The sequence below is a fragment of the Paraburkholderia ginsengiterrae genome (genome assembly GCF_001645125.1).
Taxonomy (GTDB): domain Bacteria; phylum Pseudomonadota; class Gammaproteobacteria; order Burkholderiales; family Burkholderiaceae; genus Paraburkholderia; species Paraburkholderia ginsengiterrae.
Map to the genome: position 1 here is coordinate 88,405 of NZ_LXKA01000338.1, position 21,908 is coordinate 110,312.

General features: G+C 62.0%; 24 protein-coding genes and 1 pseudogene. 15 read left to right on the forward strand and 10 right to left on the reverse strand.

Annotation, left to right across the window (positions count from 1 at the left end):
* The first annotated feature begins 29 nt into the window (after positions 1-29).
* From A6V37_RS27170 to A6V37_RS27190, 5 genes and pseudogenes are all read left to right on the forward strand, one after another.
* Positions 30-1,067, forward strand: coding sequence for an ABC transporter permease subunit (locus A6V37_RS27170; protein WP_064286487.1), 1,038 nt, complete (start codon positions 30-32; stop codon positions 1,065-1,067).
* 106 nt (positions 1,068-1,173) lie between these two features.
* Positions 1,174-2,124: an ABC transporter substrate-binding protein gene (locus A6V37_RS27175; RefSeq protein ID WP_064271520.1), complete on the forward strand. Its 951-nt coding sequence runs from the start codon at positions 1,174-1,176 to the stop codon at positions 2,122-2,124.
* A 292-nt stretch (positions 2,125-2,416) separates the two neighbouring features.
* Positions 2,417-2,866 (forward strand): annotated as a pseudogene (locus tag A6V37_RS40205) (DUF2950 family protein); the annotation flags it as partial.
* 146 nt (positions 2,867-3,012) lie between these two features.
* Positions 3,013-3,636 (forward strand): hypothetical protein, encoded by a 624-nt coding sequence (locus tag A6V37_RS27185; protein ID WP_064271522.1) that lies wholly within the window; start codon positions 3,013-3,015, stop codon positions 3,634-3,636.
* A 179-nt stretch (positions 3,637-3,815) separates the two neighbouring features.
* Positions 3,816-5,159, forward strand: coding sequence for a TAXI family TRAP transporter solute-binding subunit (locus tag A6V37_RS27190; RefSeq protein WP_075643567.1), 1,344 nt, complete (start codon positions 3,816-3,818; stop codon positions 5,157-5,159).
* A gap of 114 nt (positions 5,160-5,273) precedes the next feature.
* On the opposite strand, the gene A6V37_RS27195 is transcribed toward A6V37_RS27190, so the two are convergent.
* From A6V37_RS27195 to A6V37_RS27210, 4 genes are all read right to left on the reverse strand, one after another.
* Positions 5,274-5,717: a hypothetical protein gene (locus A6V37_RS27195; protein WP_064271524.1), complete on the reverse strand. Its 444-nt coding sequence runs from the start codon at positions 5,715-5,717 to the stop codon at positions 5,274-5,276.
* Positions 5,718-5,928: 211 nt separating this feature from the next.
* Positions 5,929-7,071 carry a patatin-like phospholipase family protein gene (locus tag A6V37_RS27200; protein ID WP_064271525.1) on the reverse strand — a complete coding sequence of 381 codons (1,143 nt, stop codon included), beginning with the start codon at positions 7,069-7,071 and terminating at the stop codon, positions 5,929-5,931.
* A 93-nt stretch (positions 7,072-7,164) separates the two neighbouring features.
* Positions 7,165-9,606, reverse strand: a complete 2,442-nt coding sequence (locus A6V37_RS27205) for a DUF3772 domain-containing protein (protein WP_064271526.1) — start codon at positions 9,604-9,606, stop codon at positions 7,165-7,167.
* A 177-nt stretch (positions 9,607-9,783) separates the two neighbouring features.
* Positions 9,784-10,542 (reverse strand): GntR family transcriptional regulator, encoded by a 759-nt coding sequence (locus A6V37_RS27210; RefSeq protein WP_064271527.1) that lies wholly within the window; start codon positions 10,540-10,542, stop codon positions 9,784-9,786.
* A 275-nt stretch (positions 10,543-10,817) separates the two neighbouring features.
* Here A6V37_RS27210 and A6V37_RS27215 point away from each other — a divergent pair, with 275 nt between their 5' ends.
* The 4 genes from A6V37_RS27215 to A6V37_RS27230 all read left to right on the forward strand — a co-directional run bounded on the left by A6V37_RS27215 (position 10,818) and on the right by A6V37_RS27230 (position 14,865).
* The gene (locus tag A6V37_RS27215) at positions 10,818-11,087 is read left to right on the forward strand and encodes a UxaA family hydrolase (RefSeq protein ID WP_064271743.1); all 270 of its coding nucleotides are present in this window, start codon (positions 10,818-10,820) and stop codon (positions 11,085-11,087) included.
* A gap of 55 nt (positions 11,088-11,142) precedes the next feature.
* Positions 11,143-12,318: a UxaA family hydrolase gene (locus A6V37_RS27220; RefSeq protein ID WP_064271528.1), complete on the forward strand. Its 1,176-nt coding sequence runs from the start codon at positions 11,143-11,145 to the stop codon at positions 12,316-12,318.
* Between the two features lie 190 nt (positions 12,319-12,508).
* A complete protein-coding gene (gene dctA / locus A6V37_RS27225) occupies positions 12,509-13,846 on the forward strand; it encodes a C4-dicarboxylate transporter DctA (protein WP_064271529.1) in 1,338 nt (445 codons plus the stop codon).
* Entirely contained in the window at positions 13,843-14,865 is a 1,023-nt protein-coding gene (locus A6V37_RS27230) for an Ldh family oxidoreductase (RefSeq protein ID WP_064271530.1), read from the forward strand. The genes dctA and A6V37_RS27230 overlap by 4 nt, the downstream gene beginning before the upstream one ends.
* Before the next feature lie 133 nt (positions 14,866-14,998).
* Here A6V37_RS27230 and A6V37_RS27235 read toward each other — a convergent pair whose 3' ends face one another.
* Positions 14,999-15,235 carry a DUF3331 domain-containing protein gene (locus tag A6V37_RS27235; RefSeq protein WP_207547686.1) on the reverse strand — a complete coding sequence of 79 codons (237 nt, stop codon included), beginning with the start codon at positions 15,233-15,235 and terminating at the stop codon, positions 14,999-15,001.
* 216 nt (positions 15,236-15,451) lie between these two features.
* Between A6V37_RS27235 and A6V37_RS27240 the strand changes: the two genes are divergently transcribed.
* Entirely contained in the window at positions 15,452-15,586 is a 135-nt protein-coding gene (locus A6V37_RS27240; RefSeq protein WP_064271532.1) for an entericidin A/B family lipoprotein, read from the forward strand.
* A 113-nt stretch (positions 15,587-15,699) separates the two neighbouring features.
* Positions 15,700-15,909, forward strand: a complete 210-nt coding sequence (locus A6V37_RS27245) for a DUF1059 domain-containing protein (RefSeq protein WP_064271533.1) — start codon at positions 15,700-15,702, stop codon at positions 15,907-15,909.
* A gap of 160 nt (positions 15,910-16,069) precedes the next feature.
* Here A6V37_RS27245 and A6V37_RS41900 read toward each other — a convergent pair whose 3' ends face one another.
* The 4 genes from A6V37_RS41900 to A6V37_RS27265 all read right to left on the reverse strand — a co-directional run bounded on the left by A6V37_RS41900 (position 16,070) and on the right by A6V37_RS27265 (position 18,528).
* Positions 16,070-16,240, reverse strand: a complete 171-nt coding sequence (locus A6V37_RS41900; RefSeq protein WP_207547687.1) for a hypothetical protein — start codon at positions 16,238-16,240, stop codon at positions 16,070-16,072.
* Positions 16,241-17,081: 841 nt separating this feature from the next.
* On the reverse strand, positions 17,082-17,570 hold the full coding sequence (locus tag A6V37_RS27255; protein WP_064271535.1) for an SRPBCC family protein: 489 nt from the start codon (positions 17,568-17,570) through the stop codon (positions 17,082-17,084).
* A 54-nt stretch (positions 17,571-17,624) separates the two neighbouring features.
* The gene (locus A6V37_RS27260; RefSeq protein WP_064271536.1) at positions 17,625-17,927 is read right to left on the reverse strand and encodes a DUF1488 family protein; all 303 of its coding nucleotides are present in this window, start codon (positions 17,925-17,927) and stop codon (positions 17,625-17,627) included.
* A gap of 37 nt (positions 17,928-17,964) precedes the next feature.
* Positions 17,965-18,528: a DUF4142 domain-containing protein gene (locus A6V37_RS27265; RefSeq protein ID WP_064271537.1), complete on the reverse strand. Its 564-nt coding sequence runs from the start codon at positions 18,526-18,528 to the stop codon at positions 17,965-17,967.
* Between the two features lie 214 nt (positions 18,529-18,742).
* Here A6V37_RS27265 and A6V37_RS42900 point away from each other — a divergent pair, with 214 nt between their 5' ends.
* The 4 genes from A6V37_RS42900 to A6V37_RS27275 all read left to right on the forward strand — a co-directional run bounded on the left by A6V37_RS42900 (position 18,743) and on the right by A6V37_RS27275 (position 21,396).
* Positions 18,743-18,877 (forward strand): hypothetical protein, encoded by a 135-nt coding sequence (locus A6V37_RS42900; protein WP_278185303.1) that lies wholly within the window; start codon positions 18,743-18,745, stop codon positions 18,875-18,877.
* 98 nt (positions 18,878-18,975) lie between these two features.
* On the forward strand, positions 18,976-20,295 hold the full coding sequence (locus tag A6V37_RS27270) for a cation:proton antiporter (protein ID WP_064271538.1): 1,320 nt from the start codon (positions 18,976-18,978) through the stop codon (positions 20,293-20,295).
* A 209-nt stretch (positions 20,296-20,504) separates the two neighbouring features.
* A complete protein-coding gene (locus A6V37_RS38590; RefSeq protein WP_064506453.1) occupies positions 20,505-20,666 on the forward strand; it encodes a DUF1328 domain-containing protein in 162 nt (53 codons plus the stop codon).
* A 112-nt stretch (positions 20,667-20,778) separates the two neighbouring features.
* A complete protein-coding gene (locus A6V37_RS27275) occupies positions 20,779-21,396 on the forward strand; it encodes a DUF2459 domain-containing protein (RefSeq protein WP_082904874.1) in 618 nt (205 codons plus the stop codon).
* 269 nt (positions 21,397-21,665) lie between these two features.
* On the opposite strand, the gene A6V37_RS39520 is transcribed toward A6V37_RS27275, so the two are convergent.
* A complete protein-coding gene (locus A6V37_RS39520; RefSeq protein WP_075643569.1) occupies positions 21,666-21,812 on the reverse strand; it encodes a DUF3096 domain-containing protein in 147 nt (48 codons plus the stop codon).
* Positions 21,813-21,908 lie beyond the last annotated feature (96 nt).

Here is a 21,908-nt window from a genome sequence, read left to right on the forward strand (position 1 = left end):
CATTCCCACATCATATTCAGGAGTACGACATGCACAACACCGCCAAGCATCCGGAGGTCGAGACGATCTCCACCGCGAAGACACCAGGCCAGTCCAAGCGGCGCGCCGGGATTGAACACAAGGAGCGCATGCAGACGCTGATGCGCACCGCGGGCATGCTGCCGGTGCTGGTGCTGCTGTGCATCGGTTTTGGCATTGGGACCGACGGATTCTTCACCTTGCAGAACCTGTCGATCGTCACGCAGCAGGCGTCGATCAACATTGTGCTGGCCGCGGGCATGACTTTCGTCATTCTCACCGGCGGCATCGATCTGTCGGTCGGCTCGGTGCTCGCCGCCGCGGCCGTCACCGCGCTGCTGGCGTCGAACATTCCCGGCTGGGGCTGGCTTGGCGTGCCCGTGGCGCTGCTCGTCGGGCTGGGCTTCGGCCTCATCAACGGCGGGCTGATCGCCTTGCTGCGGCTGCCGCCGTTCATCGTCACGCTCGGCGCGCTTACCGCGGTGCGCGGCATCGCGCGCCTGATCGGCCATGACACGACCCTCTACAATCCGCAATTGCCGTTCGCCTTCATCGGCAATGATTCGATCCTGGGCGTTCCCTGGCTCGTGGTGATCGCCGCGGCCGTGGTCGTGCTCTCGTGGTTCATCTTGCGCCGCACCGTGCTCGGGCTGCGGATCTATTCGGTCGGCGGCAATCCCGAGGCCGCGCGGCTGTCGGGCATCAAGGTGTGGGGCATCCAGATCTTCGTCTACGCCGCCTCCGGGGTGCTCGCCGGGCTGGGCGCGGTGATGTCCGCCGCCCGTCTGTATGCGGCCAACGGTCTGCAGCTCGGCCAATCGTACGAACTCGATGCCATCGCCGCGGTCATCCTGGGCGGCACCAGTTTTGTGGGCGGCGTGGGGTCGATTGTCGGGACCTTGATCGGCGCGCTGATCATCGCCGTGCTCACGAACGGACTGGTGCTGCTCGGCGTGTCCGATATCTGGCAATACATCATCAAGGGGCTCGTCATCATCGGCGCCGTAGCGCTCGACCGTTACCGCCAGCGTGGTTCCGCTCGTACCTGATGCTCTGCCCTCACCCTTACCCTTATCCTGACCTGAAGCAACAGCCGTCGCGCTAACCATCTGCAAGCGCCCGGCACACATCACGAATCACCCTGGAGACAGTCTCATGTTCAAGCAGAAAATCGCCTTCGCCAGCATCGCTCTCGCTCTCGGCTGCGGCCTCACCGTGCCCGCGGCGCGCGCGGCCGACAAGCCGCTGACTTCGATCGGCATCACCGTCGGCTCGCTCGGCAACCCTTACTTCGTCACCATCGCCAAGGGCGCGGAAGCCAAGGCAAAACAGATCAACCCGAATGTCAAAGTCACGACCGTATCGGCGGACTACGACATGAACAAGCAGTTCACGCAGATCGACAACTTCATCTCGGCGCACGTCGACATGATCCTGCTCAATGCAGCGGATCCGAAGGCGATCGAACCGGCGGTCAGGAAAGCCCGCGCGGCGGGCATCGTGGTGGTCGCGGTCGACGTGGCCGCGGCCGGCACGGACGCCACCGTGCAGACCAACAACGTGCAGGCCGGCGAGCTATCGTGCGAGTACATCGCCAAAAAGCTCAATGGCCATGGCAACGTCATCATCCAGAATGGCCCGCCGGTCTCCGCGGTGCTCGACCGCGTGAGCGGCTGCAAATCGGTCTTCGCGAAGAACCCCGGCATCAAGATCCTGTCGGACGATCAGGACGCCAAGGGTTCGCGTGAGGGCGGCATGAACGCGATGCAGGGCTACCTGACGCGCTTCCCGAAACTCGACGCCGTCTTCACGATCAACGACCCGCAAGCGGTCGGCAGCGATCTGGCGGCCAAGCAACTGCATCGTAAGGACATCGTGATCACCTCCGTGGACGGCGCGCCGGACATCGAAACCGCGCTCAAGACCGATACGCTCGTGCAGGCATCCGCCAGCCAGGACCCATGGGCGATGGCGCAAACGGCGGTGGGTATCGGCTACGGCATCATGAACGGCAAGAAACCCGCCAATCCGATGGTCCTGCTGCCTTCGACGCTGGTGACGCGCGACAACGTGAGCAGCTACAAGGGCTGGTCGTCGTCGCGCTGAGCCTAGCTTTTTCAATGGGGTGCTGGATAGTCACCGCACCCTTCACTCAGCCGCCCGGCCGTGGAACGCTCGCGAACCATTGCGAGCGTTCCGCATACACATGAGATCAGCGATCTGTTGGCACAGAACAATGAATAGTTTTAGCGCTTCTTGCAGTTTACGTTGCACACTACTTCGCAATCCGAATGTTTAAATTGCGAACTAACGACACTGACTACGCGCCCACGCCATCCTCTGCTTTCCCCGCAAATTCCCGCAGTTTTCAATCACGCTCCATACGGGACCTCCGCAGACGCTTGCGTATATCGATGCCCAAAACGACTATCACGACCTGACGAAGCACTACGCACAACGCCTCGTCAGCACGCCTGGCAAGCACGACGGCCTGTACTGGCCGACGGCTCAGGGCGAAGCGGAAAGTCCGCTGGGGCCGCTCGCCGCGATGATGGGACAGGATGCCTCGCCCGACGACGCCTACCACGGCTACCACTATCGCATCCTGAGCGCGCAGGGACCGCACGCACCAGGTGGCGCACGCAGCTATGTTCAGCAGGACATGCTGACCGAGGGCTTTGCGCTGATCGCGTGGCCGGCCGATTACGGCAAGACGGGTCTGACGACTTTCATCGTCAATCAGGACGGCCAGCTGTATCAGAAAAACCTCGGGCGCCAGACTGCACGCGTCGCGGAATCGATCCGCTCGTTCGATCCCGATTCCTCGTGGCAGAACGTGGTACCGTAACACTGCTTCGCGGCGTGGCCGGCACCAGCTTGCGCCGCCGCGCTGCGCTTACCTCATCGAAATTGCGCTTCACCGGTCATGCGCGGGATGCATAGCCTGACGCCTCTCCGCCGGCCGGAAACGCACATAGTCAACAAGGGGCTCCCATGCTTCTCCATTCCAGTGCTCGTTCGACCGCCAGCAAGCGATATGCGGCAATCGCCGTCGCAATTGGCTTCTCATCGTGGTTGTCGGTATGCGCCGCGGCGGATAGCGCCGCTTCGGCACCGGCGCCCACCGTTCAGAGCGGCGCGACCGTCGATAATGAAAACGGCACCATCAGTTTCATCGACAAGCAGAATTCGCTCGTCGTCGTGTCAGTCAACGGTGGGCAACAACTCAGCCTCAACGCGAAAGAGCATGCCGACGTGCTGGATCGGGTCCATGTCGGCGACAAGATCGCCATCAGCTATCAGGAGCCGTACGTCACCGCCCTCACGCGCGCCAAGGGTACGCCGCTCACCCGCATGACCCGCACTGTCAAGGTGACCGAATCCGCTCCGGCTGCCGGACAGGACGGCTTCAAGGCCGTGCGCACGAATAGCGGTGTGGTGGACCTCACCGCGATCAATCGCAAGCAGCATGTCCTGACCATTGCCGATGCTACCGGTACCGCTCATACGATCAAGGTGAGCGACCCCGCGCTGGTGAAGGTCGTGGGTTCGCTTGCGCGCCACGATCATGTTCAGATCAGCTACGATTCGGCTGTCACGGTAACCATCACGCGCTGATGCCAGGGCCGCGCCCGTCGCTCAGCGTGTTGCCTGCCCGTTTCACGCGTAGTTCCTGCGCCAGAAGATAGCGGCGAGCCGCCAGGCCAGGGAAGGTCCGCAAGGCTCTTTTCCAGAACGCCGACCTTCCGGTACCTGTGCGGCATCGACCAGATAGCACAAACCGGAAGGACGGCACAATGCCCAGGCGCAACCCAGCCCTTCACCGTATTCAGAAAGCCCCCATGACGCCGGGGCGCAAGCGGCTGCTCATCATTGGCGCGATCGTGCTGTTAGCCGCGCTCGGCTGGGCGGTCGCGATCATACTGAAGCCCGCCATCCAGCGCACCATCGTTATTACGACCGGGGCGGATAACGGCATCTATCGCGGCTTTGCCAATCGCTACGCGCCCATCCTCAAGCGCGACGGCATCACGCTCGACATCCGCAGCTCGTCCGGTTCGGTCGAAAATTATCAGCGGCTGGCGAATCCCGACAGCGAATACGAGGTGGGCTTTGTCCAGTCGGGCACCACCAGTCCCAAAGAAAGCGACCACCTGGAAACCCTCGCCGCCGTTTCATACGAGCCGATCTGGGTGTTCTATCGCGGCGACACAACCGTCACCCGTCTGGCACAACTGCGCGGCAAGCGGATTGCGATCGGCGTGCCAGGCAGCGGGCTGCTCAACGTTGCCAGGACGCTGCTCGACTATAGCGGTGTCAATGCCGCGAACACAAAGCTGCTGCAACTGGATGCGGACAATGCCTATCAGGGCCTCGAAAAAGGCCAACTGGACGCCGCATTCTTTATCGGCCGACCCGATGCGCCAATGCAGACGACGCTGCTAAACAGCAATCTGAAGCTGATGAGCTTTGCGCAGGCCGATGCGCTGGTGCAAAAATTTCCGTCGCTCTCGAGGATTATTTTTCCGCGCGCTTCAACCAGCATCATCAACGACCTTCCACAGGTGGATGTCACCCTGCTGGCCGCCACGGCTTTGCTCGTGGCCAAAGACACCCTGCACCCCGCGCTGGCCTATCTGCTGCTGGACGCAGCCAAAACCGTGCACGGCGGCGAAGATTACTTCACGCCGCTCGGTACGTTTCCAAATCTGAACACCGAGGAGTTCCCCCTCTCGGACGAAAGCACGCGTTACTTCAAATCGGGGCGTCCCTTCCTGCAGCGCTATCTGCCATTCTGGCTGGCCAGCTTTATCGAACGACGCCTGCTGATCCTGCTGCCGTTCATGGCTTTACTGTTAGGTCTGCTACAGGCGTTGCCGCGCATGGCGCAGGCGCGGATAAAAGGCCGCTTCGTGGCCTGGTATCGCGAACTCAAGTCGCTGGAAGACGAGATATGGAAAAACCGGCAACCCACGCTGGAGCAGATCGCACAATGGCGCGATGAAATCGAGAACATCGACGCCTATGCCGGCCAGATACGGGTGCCGCAGCGCTATCTTCAGGATGTCTATGCGCTGAAGCAGGCGATCGGTGTGGTGCGGGAACGGATTCTTCAGGCAGAGAAGAACGTGGGGGAATAGCGGCGGCAAGAACGAGATTTCGCACGCCGCTTCGAGCGGCCACAGCGGACAGCGTGAATCAGGCCTGCCGTTCACGCGCCGGCAAATGCGGCCGCAAAACGCCGATTAGTCCGATTAGTCGTGATACTTGCGGTGCTTCTTGTGCTTCTGTTTGCTGCCATGATCGTGGCCGTAGTCATTGGCATTCGAGTTATTGCGCGAAACGTTGCCGCCCAGCGCGGCTCCCGCGCCGCCGCCCACTGCGGCCCCAACGAGCCCCCCGGCCGTGCCGCCCATTGCGTTGCCTGCCGCAGCGCCTGCACCGCCGCCCAGCGCGCCGCCGACGATGGCGCCCGTGCGCTCGCGGCTGTTCGACGTGACCGCGCCACCTGCCCCGCCGCCTACTGCGCCGCCGATCACCGCGCCCGTGCTGCCGCCAATCGCGTTGCCGACCGCCGCGCCGGCCACGCCCCCCACTGCGCCGCCCAAGGCGTTATTCACGTCGCTGGCTACCGCAGGTAGCGAGATCAAAACCATTGCGCCAACGGCAACCGTCACTCCAGTCATCTTCTTCAACATGTGCTTGTCCTTTTCGAGATACTAAGGACAAATTTAACATTTTTTGCGTAAGCACATTGCAAGGTAGTGTTAAATACGGTGCTTTCCCGGCTGCAACCGGAAGATTCTCAGCGGGTTGGATTTCCGTCTAATCTGTTCACGCGGGCGCGTCGCGACGGCCCGCGCCGCACGTCAAATGCAATGTGCTGTTCCGTCACGCGAATCACGCCAACTAGCTTGCCTCAAGCGGGGTAAGGTCGAAGATGCGGATTCCCTCTGCGAGTTCTACCACGTTGTGCCACGCCTCTCTTTCGATTGCGCTGCGCACATCGGCAAGCCCCCCACCCCATAAATCGTTCATAGTCGCCCGGGAGAACTCGTAATCCTTGAAGTCGGACGAGCGCGTGTTGTGGCGATTGGTGAAGTGCACCAGCGCAACGGCTCCGCGCGTGCTGATTCCGGCTAGCCGCTGCACGTCGGGATCGTCATGAAGCTCTTGAGGGAGCTTGTCGAGCACACGCCGCAGCGCTCCGCGCAAGTCTTCGATCTCCTTGATACGCGCCGAGCCGAAGCGCGACTTGCTCGAATACTGGATGTCTTTCATGCGCTCCTGCACCTGGCTGAGATTTTGCGGCAACGCGCCCGCGCCGCTAAACAGGTCGATTTGCAGGATCAGCGCGCTATTCCGGTAGCCCTCGTCCACGACATACCATAGCGGCGTATTCGACGATATGCCTCCGTCCCAGTACCACTCGCCGCCAATGCCGACCGGCGGGAAACCCGGCGGCAACGCGCCGCTGGCCATGACGTGTTCCGGCTCGATGGTCGTCTTCGTATTGTCGAAAAACACCGTTGCGCCCGAGCGCACATTGACTGCGCCAAGCGAAAGACGCACGTGCTTGCTGTTGATGAGATCGAAGTCGACCAGTTCCTCGAGCGTCGCCTTCAATGGCTGTGTGTCGTACAGGCTCAATGTCGAGGGATCGCCGGGCCGCGCAGCGACAGGAGGCGGCATACGGGGCACGAAAAACCCCGGCACGCCGAGCGCAACGACCTGCGCCGCACTCCACGCATTGAAATATGGCCGCATCGTGTCGAACGACGCCGGAGGCATGAACGTAGCGTGCGACGACGCACGATTCCAGAATTCCCGTAGCCGCTCGACGCGGCGCTCCGGGGGATTGCCTGCGATGAGCGCGGCATTGATTGCCCCGATCGAAATGCCCGCGACCCAGTCCGGCGCAAAGCCCAATGACGCGACGCCTTCAAACACGCCGGCCTGGTAAGCGCCAAGCGCGCCACCGCCCTGAAGCACGAGCACCCGGCTGTCGAACTTCGCGAGATTCTCGCGCACTTGCGCGGGCAGCTTGCCCATTTCACTTTGCATCGCTCCACGTCCCTTTTCAGTTAGGTTGATGAGAGAGACCACCTTGCACACCGGCAAAGAGATGAAATGGGCCAGGCAGCGCTAGACGTCCTTCGCCGGCATATTCTGGACCATCAGCATACGCGGATTCGACAGTGAAATCTGTTCTGCGCGCAGCCGTTTCAGAATGACAAATAACAGATCACTCTTCGTCGCGCTAGCGATCCGCGGACTCGCCACGTAACCCGTCACACTGAGCATCATGCCTTCCGGAGTGAGCTGGCTGAACGTCACCGATGGCGCGGGTGTCTCGAGGATCGACGGGTGTTCGCGATAGACATCGAGGAGGAGTTCGCGCACCTGCTCCGGATCGGTATCCAGCGGCAAGGTCAGCGCCAGCGTCGCGACACCCTGCGTGCTGTCGCCCATGGTCACGTTGCGCACGTTCTGCGAGATCAGCTGCGAGTTGGGGACGATCATGGTCGACCGGTCGGTGAGCTGGATTTCGGTCGCGCGCACGTTGATGCGGCGAATATCGCCCTCGACGCCGGCGATGCTGATCATGTCGCCGACCTTGACCGGACGCTCGGTCAACAGGATCAGCCCCGACACGAAATTCTTAACAATCTCCTGAAGGCCAAAGCCGATACCCACCGACAACGCGCTCACGATCCACGCGAGACTGTCCCATCGGACACCGAGTATCGACAGCGTGATGAGCACGAGCAGCACGTAGCCAATATTCTTGAACAACGCGATAAGCGAAGCGTGCATGCCCGCGTCCATGCCGAGCGCGGGGATGAGTTCGTAGTCGAGCCACCGGCGTACGGCGCGCAGCAGGTAGAGCCCGACCGCGAACACGATCACCGCGTTCACAATCCGGTCCGGCCTGATGTTCAGCATGCTCTGCAGCTTCTGGCCGCCGGCTATTGCCACCAGGCTGTTGAACAGATCGCCGGGAGTCGTGCCGAATCCGCCAGTCAGCAGGGCCACGACCGCGACCAGCATCAGCAGGCTGGTGCCGAGACCGGACGTGACGGTCCTCGCCTGCTCGAGATGCCTGTCGTCGAGCCCTAGCAGAGTCTTGAGCTGCTTGCCGGTGGACAGATTGGCGGAGAACAGCGCCTCGCTGACGTCACGGGTGAGCCGCGTCAGCACGTAGATGCTGCACAGTACGATCTCGAACCACACGAGCTCGTAAGTGATGAAGCGCGCCACGGTGATGTAGCCGATGGCCAGCGCGATCAACGACGCGATGACCGCGAGCGCCACGCCGGCGTGGATCAGCCCGGCGATTGTCGAATGCGACTCCGGCGCCTCGCCTGACGCCGCAAGCTCGCCGCGTACGTGGTTCGCGCGCAGCAGCGCCGCGCCGACCGTCAGCGCGATCACGAGGGAGACGATGCCGCGGCCGAGCAGCGTCACGGAGACGCTGGTGTCGACCATGCGGTTGATGGACTCCAGCGCGCCCGACACGAACAGCAGCGCGGCGAGGATGCCTGGAAACGGCCGCAAGGCGAGCGCGAGCGGGTCGGCCAGCGCGGGCAATCGCCACGTAGGATGACGGCAGCACAGCAGCGCGCGGCCGAGCCCCGCGATCAGCGCACAGGTCAGCGTCAGCTTCACCAGATCGTCCCACAGGCCGTCCAGCGCCGGGTTGAGTTCGTAGTGGCGTGCCAGCGCCAGAAACAGGATCTGGACAGCGATGCCTGTGGCAAACAGCGTGGCGATTGCGTTCGAAAACGCCAGGGCGCTGCGGCGCAGACGCGTCGCGGGCAGGCGATGCAGGCACACCCACGCAAACGCGCGCTCCAGCAGCAACCGGCCGCCAATCCAGATCAATAGCGCAGCGCCGATCAGCAGCACCGTGGTGCCGCGCTGGCCAGGCTGCCACGCTGCTTCCAGCATGGCGTCGACTTGCCCCGCGAACGTGCCCAGCCGCTGAATGTCTTCCGGCGAGCGCCGGAAGACCGGTATCCAGAACACCGCGCTAAAAATGCCGTCCGAGCGCAGCGCGAGTTCGTTCTTCAGCAAGTTGCGATGCAGCTTCGCGAACTGGTCGGTCAGGTTGGCGAGGTGATCCCGCTGGTCCTCCGCCATCTTCAGAATGGTATCGATTTGCGTCTTGCGCGCAGTCAGGGTGTCCCGCTGCCGCGCGACCGCCTGCGAGCCAGGCGCGGTGCCGGACGCAGGCGCGGGGCCGAGCACGTCGAGCTGAGCCTGGGTCTGCGCGCGCTCAGGCAGGAGCTGGCTGCGCAGCTTATCGACATCGGCACTGAGGTCCTGGGTCGCGGCGGCAAGATCATCCAGCTCTTTGCCCGTGCTGGCGGTTGCGGCTTGCTGTTTGATCTTGTCCTGGGCAACCTGCATCTGCTTCAGTTGCGCGACCGCGTCGTTCAACGAAAGCACGGCAGGCGCAGCGCCCACACCGCTTGCGCCGACGGCGGCTATTGCGCCCGGCAATGCCCATGCAGGTGCGCCTCCGACAAGGCACAAAAGAGCGATGAGCGCGATCTGACGCACCGCGTTAGAAATTTGCTGCATAGTCGTAATTGATTTGCGTATGCCGGGTGAATACCCGGATGCACGTGGCATCTCGATGAGATGGTCGTGGCGTTGCACGGCAAGCTTTGGCTGCCTTTGCGGGCAGCCGGAGAGCGCCGTGTTGAAGATAAGTTATGCGATGAAGTTTATAGGTGGAAAGCCCCGCTTTCTCAACCTTTATCCGCCGCTCGAAGGGCGCGCATAGCTCGACACGTAATCGTATTCCTGCGTGTTCACATGCGAGAGCCGGTACTCGACCGGCTGCTCGTTGTACGAATACGCGACCCGCTCCACTTCAAGGACAGGCGCCCCCGAGGCGAGTCCGAGCAAACCGCCCTCGAGCTCGCTCGCCTGTCCAACGCGCACGCGCTCGTCCGTGCTCACCACGTTGATGCCGAACGAATCCTGATAGAAGTTGTACAGCGTGCTGGGACGATTGCGCAGCGCGGTTTCCGTGAGGTCGGGAAAGCGCGCCTGCGGCACCACGATGCTCTCGACGATCACGACCACGCCGTGCAGCGCGAGCTGATTCGTGAACTGAAAGACCGGCGCCCCCTCGCCGGTTTGCAGCCGGGCCGCGACTTCCCGTGTCGCCTTCGCTTTGCGGAAGTTGACGAGGCTCACGGTGGGATAGGTCTTGTCCCCATCGTTACGCACGATGCGAAAGAAGCGGAAGAAATGGCGATCGCGCTGATGCATCGCGACGAACGTGCCGAGCCCCTGATGCCGGATGAGTATGTTCTCGGCGCACAGTTCGTCGATGGCCTTGCGCAACGTGCCGATCGAAACGCCAAAGCGTTCCGCGAGGCGCTTCTCCGCGGGGATCGCTTCGCCCCCCTTCCATTCTTGCGCGGCGAGCGCCGCCAGCAGCGCGTTCTTCACTTCCTTGTACCGCGTACCGCCAACGGCAGCCAGCGTTTCCGTCATGGTGCTCATGATTCTCCCTGCATTCTTGTGAAACGCGTTGAGCCGATTTTACGGCATAACCGAGTCATGTAACACATATAGATGATCTAGTTGACATGCAGGAGTTTGACGCCTAGCATTGACTTCAACACGACGACGCGGCGGCGACACGTGATTCGCCGCGCGGCGCGCACCGGCCACTTATCGAACTCAACCAGGAGACGCAGATGAGTCATGCAGCAGCAGAACAACATGGCGCCGCGAGCACGGCGGCCGAAACGGGTGAACGCAAGACGATCCACATCGTGCTGCACGAGGCCAGAGATACGGTGGGCGTGGCAGTCGTCGAAGGGATTCAGGCAGGCATGCAACTGAACGCGTGGATCATGGATGAAGACGAGATCGTGACCGTGGCCGCGAAACAGGACATTCCAATTGGCCACAAGGTGGCGCTCAAGGACATGGCCGTTGGCGACACCGTGTTCAAGTATGGCGTCGATATCGGCAAGGTGGTCGCACCGATCAGCGCGGGCGAGCACGCCCATGTGCACAACATCAAGACGAAGCGCTGGTAAGCCGCCCCCCCTGTCAGCAGCGAGCATTTCGCTTCCCCATATCGAGAGAGACACCATGAGCGTAATTGACCTGGATACGACTTTCCGCGGCTATCGCCGCAGCAACGGCCGCGTGGGCGTGCGCAATCACGTGATCATCCTGCCGGTCGACGATCTGTCGAACGCGGCGGCGCAGGCGGTCGAGAACAACATCAAAGGCACGATGGCGCTGCCGCATCCGTATGGCCGTCTGCAGTTCGGCGCCGACCTCGACCTGCACTTTCGCACGCTGATCGGCGCGGGCAGCAACCCGAACGTCGCGGCGGTCGTCGTGATCGGCATCGAGGAAGGCTGGACCAAGCGCGTGGTCGACGGCATCGCGGCGTCGGGCAAGCCGGTCATGGGCTTCGGCATCGAACTTCACGGCGACCATGACACGATCATGCGCGCGTCGAAAGCGGCGAAGGAGATGGTGCAATATGCGACCTCGCTGGAGCGCGAGGAATGTCCGATCAGCGACCTGTGGGTATCGACCAAATGCGGCGAGTCGGACACCACCTCCGGTTGCGGCGCGAACCCCACCGTCGGCAACGCGTTCGACAAGCTGTACGGTCTCGGTACCACGCTCGTGTTCGGCGAGACGTCGGAGCTCACGGGCGGCGAGCAGATTGTGGCCGCGCGCTGCGCGAACGACGGCGTGCGCGAGCGCTTCCAGTTCATGTTCGATCGCTACCAGGACATGATCAATCGCTGGAAGACCGACGACCTCTCCGAGTCGCAGCCCACCAAGGGCAACATTGCGGGCGGGCTCACGACCATCGAGGAAAAGGCGCTCGGCAACATCCAGAAAATCGGCAAGAAGTGCATGGTCGACGGCGTGCTCGACAAGGCGGAAATGCCGACACATCCGGGCCTCTGGTTTATGGATTCGTCCTCCGCCGCGGCCGAGATGGTCACGCTGTGCGCGGCCTCGGGTTTCGCGGTGCACTTCTTCCCGACGGGGCAAGGCAACGTGATCGGCAACGCGATCGTGCCGGTCATCAAGATCTGCGCGAACCCGCGCACGGTGCGCACGATGAGCGAGCATATCGACGTAGACGTCTCCGGCATCCTGCAACGCGAGCAGAACCTCGACCAGTCCGGAGACCGCCTGCTCGAATGCATGCTCGCCACGGCGAACGGTCGCTGGACTTCGGCGGAAACGCTCGGCCATCGTGAGTTCGTGCTGACGAGGCTGTTCGAAAGCGCCTGATTTGCCGCATGCACGGCATGCTTTACCGCAACACCGCATCACTTCAACACCGCATCACCGATAGAAGCAGCAGGGCAATACGAAGTCCCCGTCCGGTGCGCGCCGGCACGACACCGCTCAACTAAGCGGCCGTGTGCCGTGCGGCGCGCCCGTCTATCTTCTGGCAGCAGCGAGTGGAGGAGACACCATCTTGCGCGTGCTCAAGCATCTCTATGTGCAGGTCCTGATCGGACTTGCGGCCGGCATTCTCGTCGGCCACTTCGCGCCGTCGCTCGGCGTTCAGTTCAAACCGCTCGGCGACACGTTTATCCGCCTGATCAAGATGTTGATCACGCTCCTGATCTTCTGCACGGTATCGGTAGGCATCGCGCGCATGGAAAACCTGAAGCAGGTCGGGCGCGTGGGATTCAAGACGATCCTTTATTTTGAAATCGTGACGACGATCGCGCTCCTTATCGGTCTCGTGATTGCGAACGTCGTGCATCCGGGCGCGGGGCTGAACGTCGATCCCGCCACGCTCGATGCAAGCGGCGTTTCGCGTTTCGTGAGCGAGGCGCATACGCAGTCGCAGGCGAGTTTCCTCGAGGAGATCGTGCCCAATTCGGTTGTCGGCGCGTTCGCGCGCGGCGATCTGTTGCAGGTACTGCTGTTTTCGGTGCTGTTCGGGATAGCGCTGTCGATCATGTCGGGACGAAGCCGGATTCTGCAGCGCGGCATCGAGCAGTTCGGCGACGTGCTGATGCGGATCGTCGAGATGATCATGCGGCTCGCGCCGCTGGGCGCCTTCGGCGCGATCGCGTTCACCGTCGGCAAGTACGGCATCGCGAGTCTCCAGCAGCTCGGCCTGCTGATTCTGTGCTTCTACATCACGAGCTTCCTGTTCGTCGGGATTGTGCTGGGTTCGGCATGCCGCTGGGCGGGCGTGGGTCTCTGGCCGCTCCTCAAATACCTGCGCGAGGAATTGCTGATCGTGCTCGGCACGTCGACCACCGAATCCGTGCTGCCCCGCCTGATGGAGAAACTCGAGCGGCTCGGCTGCCCGAAGTCGGTGGTCGGTCTGGTGCTGCCGACCGGTTACTCATTCAACCTCGACGGCGCGGCCATCTACCTCACGATGACTTCGCTCTTCATCGCGCAAGCGACCAACACACACCTCACGCTGATGCAGCAGCTCGGCTTGCTCGCGATCCTGATGCTGACCTCGAAGGGCGGTGCCGGCGTCGCGGGGGCGGCGCTCGTCGCGCTAACGGCAACGCTCTCGTCGCACCAGATCATTCCGGTGGCGGGCATCACGCTCATCATCGGTATCGACCGCGTGCTGAATGAAGTGCGCGCGCTCGTGAACATGATTGGCAATGCGGTTGCGACGTTGGTCGTCGCGCGCTGGGAAGGCGTGTTCGACATCGAGACGGCCCGTTCGGTGCTGGCCTCGCCGCGCAGCGAAGCCACACAGGAAATGACCGATCAGGTGGACGACGGCATGTTGCCGCTGTCGCCGCGCCCGGCGATGCGCGAGGGGCGCGAATGAGCGATCCAGATCTGCGCTACGTCACGGCTGGTGAACTGACCAAACTGGCTCGTGAGGCCTTGCTCGGAGCGGGAGCGACACCCGCGACCGCCGACGCCACGGCGCGCGCGCTCGTCTACGCGGACGCGCGCGGGCTCGCGTCACACGGCGTTGCGCGCCTGCCGATGTACGTTGCGCAGCTGCGCAACGGGCGAGTCGATCCTGCCGCCGTGCCGGGAATCGTGCGCGACAAGGGCGCGGCATTTCTGGTCGATGCCGCCGACGGCCTGGCATTCGCGGCCTGCGAGCTGGCGGTTGCGACGGGCATCGAGCGTGCGCGGCAGTTCGGCACGGCAGCGGCGAGCATCGTGCGCAGCCATCATTTTGGCGCGGGGGCGTATCACCTCGAGGCAATCGGCGCGGCCGGCTTGGTCGGGCTCGCCTTCAGCAATGCGCCTGCGTCGATGCCGGCCTGGGGCGGCAAACGAGCGCTGTTCGGCACAAACCCGATCGCCGCGGTGTTTCCTCGCTCGAAGGGCCGGCCACTCGCCATCGACCTGTCGCTATCGCAAGTGGCACGCGGCAAGATCATGATCGCAGCGCGAGATGGAAAGCCCATCCCGCAGGGTTGGGCGACGACTGCCGACGGTCAGCCGACCACAAACGCACAGGCCGCGCTCGACGGCATGATGATGCCGTTCGGCGGCGCCAAGGGTGCGATGCTCGCGCTGATGGTCGAACTGCTGGCTGCCGCATTGTCGGGCGCGCAATTCGGCGCGGAAGCAGGATCGTTTCTCACCGCCGAGGGCGCGCGTTCGCGCGTCGGGCATCTCTTCTGGATCATCGACCCGGCTGCGCTGGCGGGTACCGCCATATACGAGGCGCGGATCGAGACGCTGATCGACCTGATGCTCGTTGACGACGGCGTCCGCCTGCCGGGTTATCGGCGAGATGAGGTGGCCGAGGCTGCCGCGCGTGACGGCATCGGGATACCGGAGGCGCTGCTCGTGCAGCTGGAACGCGGCTGTCACGTCGAATAGCGGGCGAGGCCACCTGGTCGGCCCATGCTCCGCACAGCCCGCCCTCGCCTGCCACGGGTGCAAAAACCATTCGTATGCCTTATCGTATGCCCGCCGCTGCTTCATCGCCCTGAACCATTCAAACCCTCACTTCCTACACCGCCACGCGTTCGAGTGCAACAGCGAGGATCATTTCGATGCCGGTTATCTTGCGGCTTGCGTCCCGGCGTTGCCGCTTATAAACCGGATCGCCCCGGCGAATGATGCTTCCGGTCAGAATGCAGAGTCCGCTGCAACGCGACCTCGCGCTGGTCCAGCGTTGATCGCCGAAATGGCCTCGCGTGGGGTCGCTCCAGGAGATCAGCATCGCGTGATCGCTCTGCTGTCTCAAGCTTGCTTGCACGTCTGTAGTTTGGCTGAGGACAGGATCGAATCCATCTCCTGGATTACCTATCACTTTTGGGAGTGGCGGCGCGGTTGCCGAGGGTCCTGGATTCGACGTCGCCGTGGGCCGATATCTCGACTACTATAAGAGTCATACGGCGACCCCGTGTGTTCCGGCTAACTGCCGCCTGCCATTGCCAGGAATCCCTGAAAGGAGATCAACATGGCTCGATTCATTGCTCTCATTCTGATCGCCGGCAGCACGCTGCTTGCGGCCTGCAACACCATTGCGGGTGCGGGCGAAGATATTTCGAAGGGTGGCCAGGCGATCCACAACTCGGCGGAGGAAGCCAAATAGCCGCCTGCGGCGATCTTTCGCCAAAGCTCGCTTGCGCCGGGCCCGAAGATCGCGGTCCGGTAATTGCTCGTCGATTCAACATGGCATCGTTGGAAGTTGAAGGGAGATTCCAGATGAAAACCATGACGTGCAACGAGCTCGGTGGCAAATGCGATCAAAAATTGTCGGCTGAATCATGGGACGAGATGGTTAAAGTCATGACGAAACACGTCATGGACAAGCATCCCGATGTCGCGAAGAAAATGGAAGAACTTCACAAACAGGATCCGCACAAATGGGGCAGGGAAACCAAGCCCAAATGGGACGCGGCGCCTGAAGTTTGACCATTTGCCGATGCGCCGTGAACCTGTTCGATGCCGCGCGTCGACGGCATCGAACTGTGCAGGTGGTTGCGGAATGACGCCGCTACGGCCGGCATGCCAGTGGTCATGCTTGCAGCCGCGCTACCCCTGGGCTTCCCTGGAAGCCGGCGCTATCGCTTTTCTATCTGGCAACGCTGTCGATCGGCGTTTCGATCCGCGATATCTGCGACTCGTCCTGCTTGCCGGCGAACTCACCATCGCGCGTGTTGATCCACGCGAACGCCCACTGTTGGGCAACTTCGATCGCCTCCTCCTCGGTGTCGAACCAGGCGAGATGACGTTCGATATGCATCTCGCCCTCAGTCTCCTCGTCTGTCGATGCGCGGACCAGACGCACATGGGCGAAAAACTTCCCACACGATGAATCCGGGGCCGCATCTATGATCCATCCACGGTACCCGCACTTCATGATCACCTCCTGTACGCAAGACTTTTCGCTTCAAAATCGGCAAGGCACGGACGAGTCACACCTTAATATTTAGATTTCCTGATTACATAACGCACCTACTCCCGTGCGTGAAAAACGTAAAGGACTTCATCCCGGTCTGCCGGTCTGTTCTACACGCCCTTCAATTCCGCATATTGAGAATCCATCCCGTCAAAGACTCTTCAATCAAGACATTCACGGTGCAAGCCACGCATCGAGCACCCATGGCTGAGCAGCAAGATAGTCGACCATCGCCGGTAGCGTTTCGTCCGGTATGCCGGCAAAGATGAAACTGAGTTCTTCATAGCCCACTTTGCGGTCAGAACGCGCACGGGTCCGTATCAGGCAGGAAGCGTACGGTCGTATTAACTGCCACATCGCGGCGACCCGAAGTTGCCCTGTCGGGCAGCGGACCGACAGGGCCCATAGTCCGGCTGCAAGGCCATTCGGACCGCGAGGGATGCCGGGTACAACGATCAGCGCCGCATGACGCGGCGAGGTTGGAATGTGACTCATAGCCGTAGTAACAATTACAAGGACTCGTAGAATCGAATATTCCTAGGATTGGCAGACATCACGCTTCGTATATGCCTGAATCACGACACCTGACCGTGAGCGATCGTGCATGAAGCGCTTTTCGCTCAGCCAATATGTGCAACAACCATGCCCACTTCACGATATATCGGGCGTAGCGGACCATTACCTGTCATCCATGCTCGATGCCTAGCAGCCGGGCGTCCAGCCGCCGCGCCAAAGCCCTGCCGCCTTCGCGCATCACGGCGTCGTGATTCCATTGAAAAAACGGCCGCAACAGCGGCGCCAATACATTCATCCACGCGCGATTGGTACAAATGCACCAGTCGTAACGAACGACCGTAAGGTTGCCTGCGTCGGTCGAGAAGCTCCACCTGCCGGCGCCTTCGACGTCGCCGCTGGCTTGCCCCTCCAGCGCGACCAGCGGGTCGACGCGTGTGACGCGTATGTCGAAAACGAGGTGATAAGGCAACCAGCCTTTCCACGTATAGCGTTGCAGGGCGCCGACTCCCTGATCGGAACCCGTCTCCAGCTGATCCACGTGCTCGACGTTATTCCACCATTCCGGCCAGCGCGCCGAGTCCTGAATTGCCGCCCAAACCTCCTGCACGGGCGCATCGATGCGCCAGATAGTGGAAAAGCGATATTCGGCCGCCCGCACGATGCCTCCGTTGTTAGTCTTTTTTCTGTGCTCAAACAGCGGTTCGCCATGGCGCTATGCCGCGGGGCCTCGATCGGGTCGCTTGCCTTCCATCCTGAACAGCCCGCTATGCAGCACGATGTCTTTTCCGCCGTTTTCACCGAGCACTTGCGCACAGACGGAGTGGATGCGGGTGAGGCCCTTCTCGAAGGCTACCAGCAATGAGGCTTCCAGCGCGGAATCGGCGCCGAAATGATCTTCCAGCGCCTCTGCCGTAATGGCGCATTCGACCGGCTGGCCATCGGCGTGCGCGATGAAACCCACGGTCAGGTTGGACCCGTCGAATACGGGTTTGTCATCCGGAAAAGTAACGCGCATAAAGATACCCCCATAGCCCGGCGCCGGCAAAATCGCGTCATGACGAACCCTTCATTGCACCGGCAAGCTGCTGCGCCATCGCGAGATGATGTTTGATGGTCGGCAACGCGTGCATGGCTGCCGCCTTGAGTTTGGCATCGGTGCCGCTCTGGCTCTCCTGCTGGAACAGGTCCACGGCCCGCTGATGCGCTTCTACGCCGATCTGCTCAACGTAGGCCTGATCGAACTCCCTGCCCTTGAGCGTCTGCAGCTTGCCGACCAGCGCGGAATCCGCCGACGGCGTTGTGCCAAAACCCTTCTTCTCAACCAGCACCGCCATGCCGAGCGAAAGTTTTGTGTGGTCGGCGATCATCTGCCGCGCGAATTTTTTCACCTGGGCGTCGTTGGAGTTAGTGAGTGCGACCTTGCTCGCGGCGATTTCAGTGGCGTCCGCCTGGGAGGCGTCCTGAACGAACTGCTGGTCCACCGGCGAAAGCTGTGTCCCGCTAGCCGGTGTGCCACTCGCTGTCGCGTTGCTGGCCTGGGCGTACATCATGCCGACCGGCGCCGCCGCGAACACTGTCGCTACGCTCATTACTTTCAGGAAGTGCCTGGATTTCATGCGCTTTCTCCTTATCGACTCGCCATCGGACTTATCGGCGAAACACGGTTTCCCTGACTGCCTAAGGTATTGATCAGCACAAGTCATGCCGATCCAGACGTACGACAAAAACCCTGACTAGGCCGCCGAAGTGACTTTGCTCACCCGAAAGGTAAAACGCCACCCAGGCATGCCGCGTGCGCCCGCCATATCAACCAGACCGAAGGAGAGAACGATGCAAGCCACCCGGACACACGACGACGACGCTATATCGACATCCGAAAGCGACCATGCCCAACCCGCACCGCCGGACGACACCCGTGATCTGCCTGAACTGCCCGATCCCTCCGAAGTAGGCGAAGCCGGTTAAACCACGACGTGCAGCGCGAGCTGGAGTCCGGCCTCCAGCGTTGCAATGCCCAACGCAACGCCGCGCAACCCAACCGCAGGCGGATTTAATCGGCGCCTATGCACGAAACACTGTGGTTCCTCATCGTCGGGGCGGTGCTCGTCTTTATGGGCATTGCTGCGACTGCGTTGCGACAATTGCCCTGCAGCGCCGCCATGTTCTATCTGGCGATCGGCTACGCACTCGGGCCTCCGGGCGTCGGTCTGTTGCACATCGATATCACGGCCGATGCGCATCTGCTCCGTGTTATCACCGAAATTGCCCTACTGGTGTCGCTATTTGCAATTGGGCTGCGCCTGCGTCTGCGCATTCTGGACAAACTCTGGACCGTGCCGCTGCGCCTCGGCTTCCTCGCCATGCTGGCAACCGTTTTGTTGCTGACTCTCTTCTGTGTGTACGGGTTGCAACTCGGCTGGGGGCCGTCGCTGCTGCTGGCGGCGATCCTGGCGCCGACCGACCCGGTCCTGGCACACGACGTTCAGGTGCACAGTCCCGGCGACCATGATCTGGTGCGCTTCGCACTGTCCGGCGAAGGCGGACTGAACGACGGTATCGCGCTGCCCTTCGTCACGCTCGCGCTCGCGGTATGCATGCCCGCCGCCGCCCAGAGCGGCGGTGCGTTGAACTGGCAAATCGCGCCCCGCGCCGCGTGGGGCGTGGCAGGCGCGCTGGCGATTGGAGGCGCGCTCGGCTGGGCGACGACACACGCGGTTGCCTGGCTGCGCACGCGCCACGCGCAGGCGTTAGGTCTCGAAGGCTTCTTTGCGCTGGGCCTGATCGAACTCGCGTATGGCGCCGCGCAATTCGCACAAACGTATGGTTTTCTGGCGGTGTTCGCAGCAGGCGTCGCGATGCGCCGCGTCGAACATCGCGCAAGCGGCGGCGTTTCGCCGCGCAAGGCGATAGGCACGGTCGACTCCGAAGATGTCGACGCAACGGCGGCCAATCCGAGCAAGGCGCACGCGTACATGACAGAGTCGGTGCTCGGCTTCACGATCGAACTGGAACGCATCGCCGAACTGGTGGTGATGGCGATGATCGGCAACGTGCTCGCCAATCTGCAGATGCGGTTGTTCACAGGGCAAACCGTCGCGCTTACCCTGGTGCTGTTCGCACTCGCGCGGCCGGTATCCGTGGAATTGTCGCTGTTGAACTCGGCCGCGACGCAGACCCAGCGGCGGCTCATGAGCTGGTTCGGCATTCGCGGCGCCGGGTCGTTTTACTACCTGACGTATGCGCTCGAACAGGGCACCACACGCGACCTCACGCCTCTCGTGCCACTCACGTTGGCCGTGGTTGCGGCGTCGGTCGTGATTCACGGCATCTCCGCGACGCCGTTGATGAACTGGTATCACCGGCTGCGCGGCCGCGCCTCATAACGGCATCGGAATCCTCATCGATTTGCGGCGATACGCAGAACGCTAATTGAGCGGGTACATCGATTGCGGATCCACTACGGAAAACCGGCATTGAACCGCCCCTGGATGCACGGCTCGTGCTGACAGGGAGGAGGTCATAAAGCGGCGGCGCAAAGCCGTCCGCAACATCTAGTTCCGCCGATTGGGCGGGCCATCAGGAGGGAATCGTCATGCTTCAATACGCACTTATTTTCTTCGTCATCGCGATCGTCGCAGCGCTCTTTGGCTTTGGCGGTATTGCTGTCGGTGCTGCGGCTATCGCCAAGATCCTGTTCTACATCTTTATTGTGATCTTCCTGGTTACATTGATGGTCGGTCTTGCAAGAAGATGAGCGGGTTCTGAGTTTGCAGAAACGTCGATCTTTGCATTGCAGCCGTACTCGTGCGGTTGTTGCACGCGCTGCTATAGCGGCTTCGCTTGCAGCCTGCGCAAGCGCGCCGCCCATGCCCTCTTCAGTACCAGGTGACGCGACGGGGTTGACCGCGCCGACGGCTACCACCATCGAAGTCGTCGAGCGCGACTGGCACACCGATATCTGCATTCGCAGTGAAGATATGGACACGTCACTCGCCAGAGTGGCTCGAGATTTTGCAGGCGCCCGGTTTTTCTGTTTCGGTTTCGGCGAACGCCAGTACGTCGTGGGGCGTCGACACGACCCGCTCACGATGATCGCGGCCTTGCTTCCGAGCAAAGCCGCATTGCTGATGGCGGCGCTGCGCGCGCCGCCCGCGGAGGCGTTTGGCGCAGCAAACGTAGTCCGCCTTGCGATCAATGCCGCCGGCAGGGACGGCTTGCAAACCTACCTGCGAGAGTCGCTGGAGACCGATCCGAACGGTCAACCAGTAATTCTGGGCGCAGGTCCTTACCCGGGTAGCGTGTTCTATGCCGCGGTAGGCACTTACGATGCCTTTCACACTTGCAATACGTGGACGGCGCGCGCGTTGCGTTCCGCACGTCTGCCCGTCGACGATACAGTGCTGTTCGCCGGCGCTGTGATGCGTCAGGCCCGGCAATTAGCCGGGGTGACCGGAACGCCGGACGCGGCGGCCGGCTCTCCGTGAACTCACTCCGATGGAGCCTGGCAAGGTGTCGGACTGCAAACAGGACCAGGCGTGGTGACAACGCTCGACTGCGGCGGCACCACGACTGTCGTGTGCTGCGGCGGACTTGGGTCGCTGCTGCTGAACGAGAGACAGCCGCCCAGTGTCAGCGGCAGAAGAAGCGCAATTAACCATGGCCGTTTCATGAAATCCTCCCAGGATGTGCGTGAAGGCGAACATCGGCGCCGCCGCGGCAATGCGCGACGTGTCTTTCTCCGGATGATTTCGAGTCAGTGGAGATGTCCCCCGAACAACCCCAGCAGCCCGATGATAATCAGGTAGATCGCCACGATGAAGTTCAACAGGCGAGGCACCACGAGAATCAGGATGCCAGCGATCAGCGAAACCAGCGGGCCCACGCTCGTGACAATATGCATGCCGCCTCCCATAGATTGAAAATTTCAGCACCGCCACTGACGGATCGCCGTCCGCCAACCAGCAGTGCCTGTACATGAGCAAGTCAGCAACCGTCG

Excerpts from the sequence above, each read along its gene's own strand:
- A6V37_RS27200 (WP_064271525.1), bottom strand. The coding sequence starts at position 7,071 with ATGGGCAAGCTGCCCGCGCAAGTGCGCGAGAATCTCGCGAAGTTCGAC.
- A6V37_RS27245 (WP_064271533.1), top strand. The coding sequence starts at position 15,700 with ATGAAAACCATGACGTGCAACGAGCTCGGTGGCAAATGCGATCAAAAA.
- A6V37_RS27210 (WP_064271527.1), bottom strand. The coding sequence starts at position 10,542 with ATGAGCACCATGACGGAAACGCTGGCTGCCGTTGGCGGTACGCGGTAC.
- A6V37_RS27265 (WP_064271537.1), bottom strand. The coding sequence starts at position 18,528 with ATGAAATCCAGGCACTTCCTGAAAGTAATGAGCGTAGCGACAGTGTTC.
- A6V37_RS27230 (WP_064271530.1), top strand. The coding sequence starts at position 13,843 with ATGAGCGATCCAGATCTGCGCTACGTCACGGCTGGTGAACTGACCAAA.
- A6V37_RS27240 (WP_064271532.1), top strand. The coding sequence starts at position 15,452 with ATGGCTCGATTCATTGCTCTCATTCTGATCGCCGGCAGCACGCTGCTT.
- A6V37_RS27170 (WP_064286487.1), top strand. The coding sequence starts at position 30 with ATGCACAACACCGCCAAGCATCCGGAGGTCGAGACGATCTCCACCGCG.
- A6V37_RS27185 (WP_064271522.1), top strand. The coding sequence starts at position 3,013 with ATGCTTCTCCATTCCAGTGCTCGTTCGACCGCCAGCAAGCGATATGCG.
- A6V37_RS27205 (WP_064271526.1), bottom strand. The coding sequence starts at position 9,606 with ATGCAGCAAATTTCTAACGCGGTGCGTCAGATCGCGCTCATCGCTCTT.
- A6V37_RS27175 (WP_064271520.1), top strand. The coding sequence starts at position 1,174 with ATGTTCAAGCAGAAAATCGCCTTCGCCAGCATCGCTCTCGCTCTCGGC.
- A6V37_RS27275 (WP_082904874.1), top strand. The coding sequence starts at position 20,779 with ATGCCCTCTTCAGTACCAGGTGACGCGACGGGGTTGACCGCGCCGACG.
- A6V37_RS27270 (WP_064271538.1), top strand. The coding sequence starts at position 18,976 with ATGCACGAAACACTGTGGTTCCTCATCGTCGGGGCGGTGCTCGTCTTT.
- A6V37_RS27195 (WP_064271524.1), bottom strand. The coding sequence starts at position 5,717 with ATGTTGAAGAAGATGACTGGAGTGACGGTTGCCGTTGGCGCAATGGTT.
- A6V37_RS38590 (WP_064506453.1), top strand. The coding sequence starts at position 20,505 with ATGCTTCAATACGCACTTATTTTCTTCGTCATCGCGATCGTCGCAGCG.
- A6V37_RS42900 (WP_278185303.1), top strand. The coding sequence starts at position 18,743 with ATGCAAGCCACCCGGACACACGACGACGACGCTATATCGACATCCGAA.
- A6V37_RS27220 (WP_064271528.1), top strand. The coding sequence starts at position 11,143 with ATGAGCGTAATTGACCTGGATACGACTTTCCGCGGCTATCGCCGCAGC.
- A6V37_RS41900 (WP_207547687.1), bottom strand. The coding sequence starts at position 16,240 with ATGCATATCGAACGTCATCTCGCCTGGTTCGACACCGAGGAGGAGGCG.
- A6V37_RS27260 (WP_064271536.1), bottom strand. The coding sequence starts at position 17,927 with ATGCGCGTTACTTTTCCGGATGACAAACCCGTATTCGACGGGTCCAAC.
- A6V37_RS39520 (WP_075643569.1), bottom strand. The coding sequence starts at position 21,812 with ATGCATATTGTCACGAGCGTGGGCCCGCTGGTTTCGCTGATCGCTGGC.
- A6V37_RS27190 (WP_075643567.1), top strand. The coding sequence starts at position 3,816 with ATGCCCAGGCGCAACCCAGCCCTTCACCGTATTCAGAAAGCCCCCATG.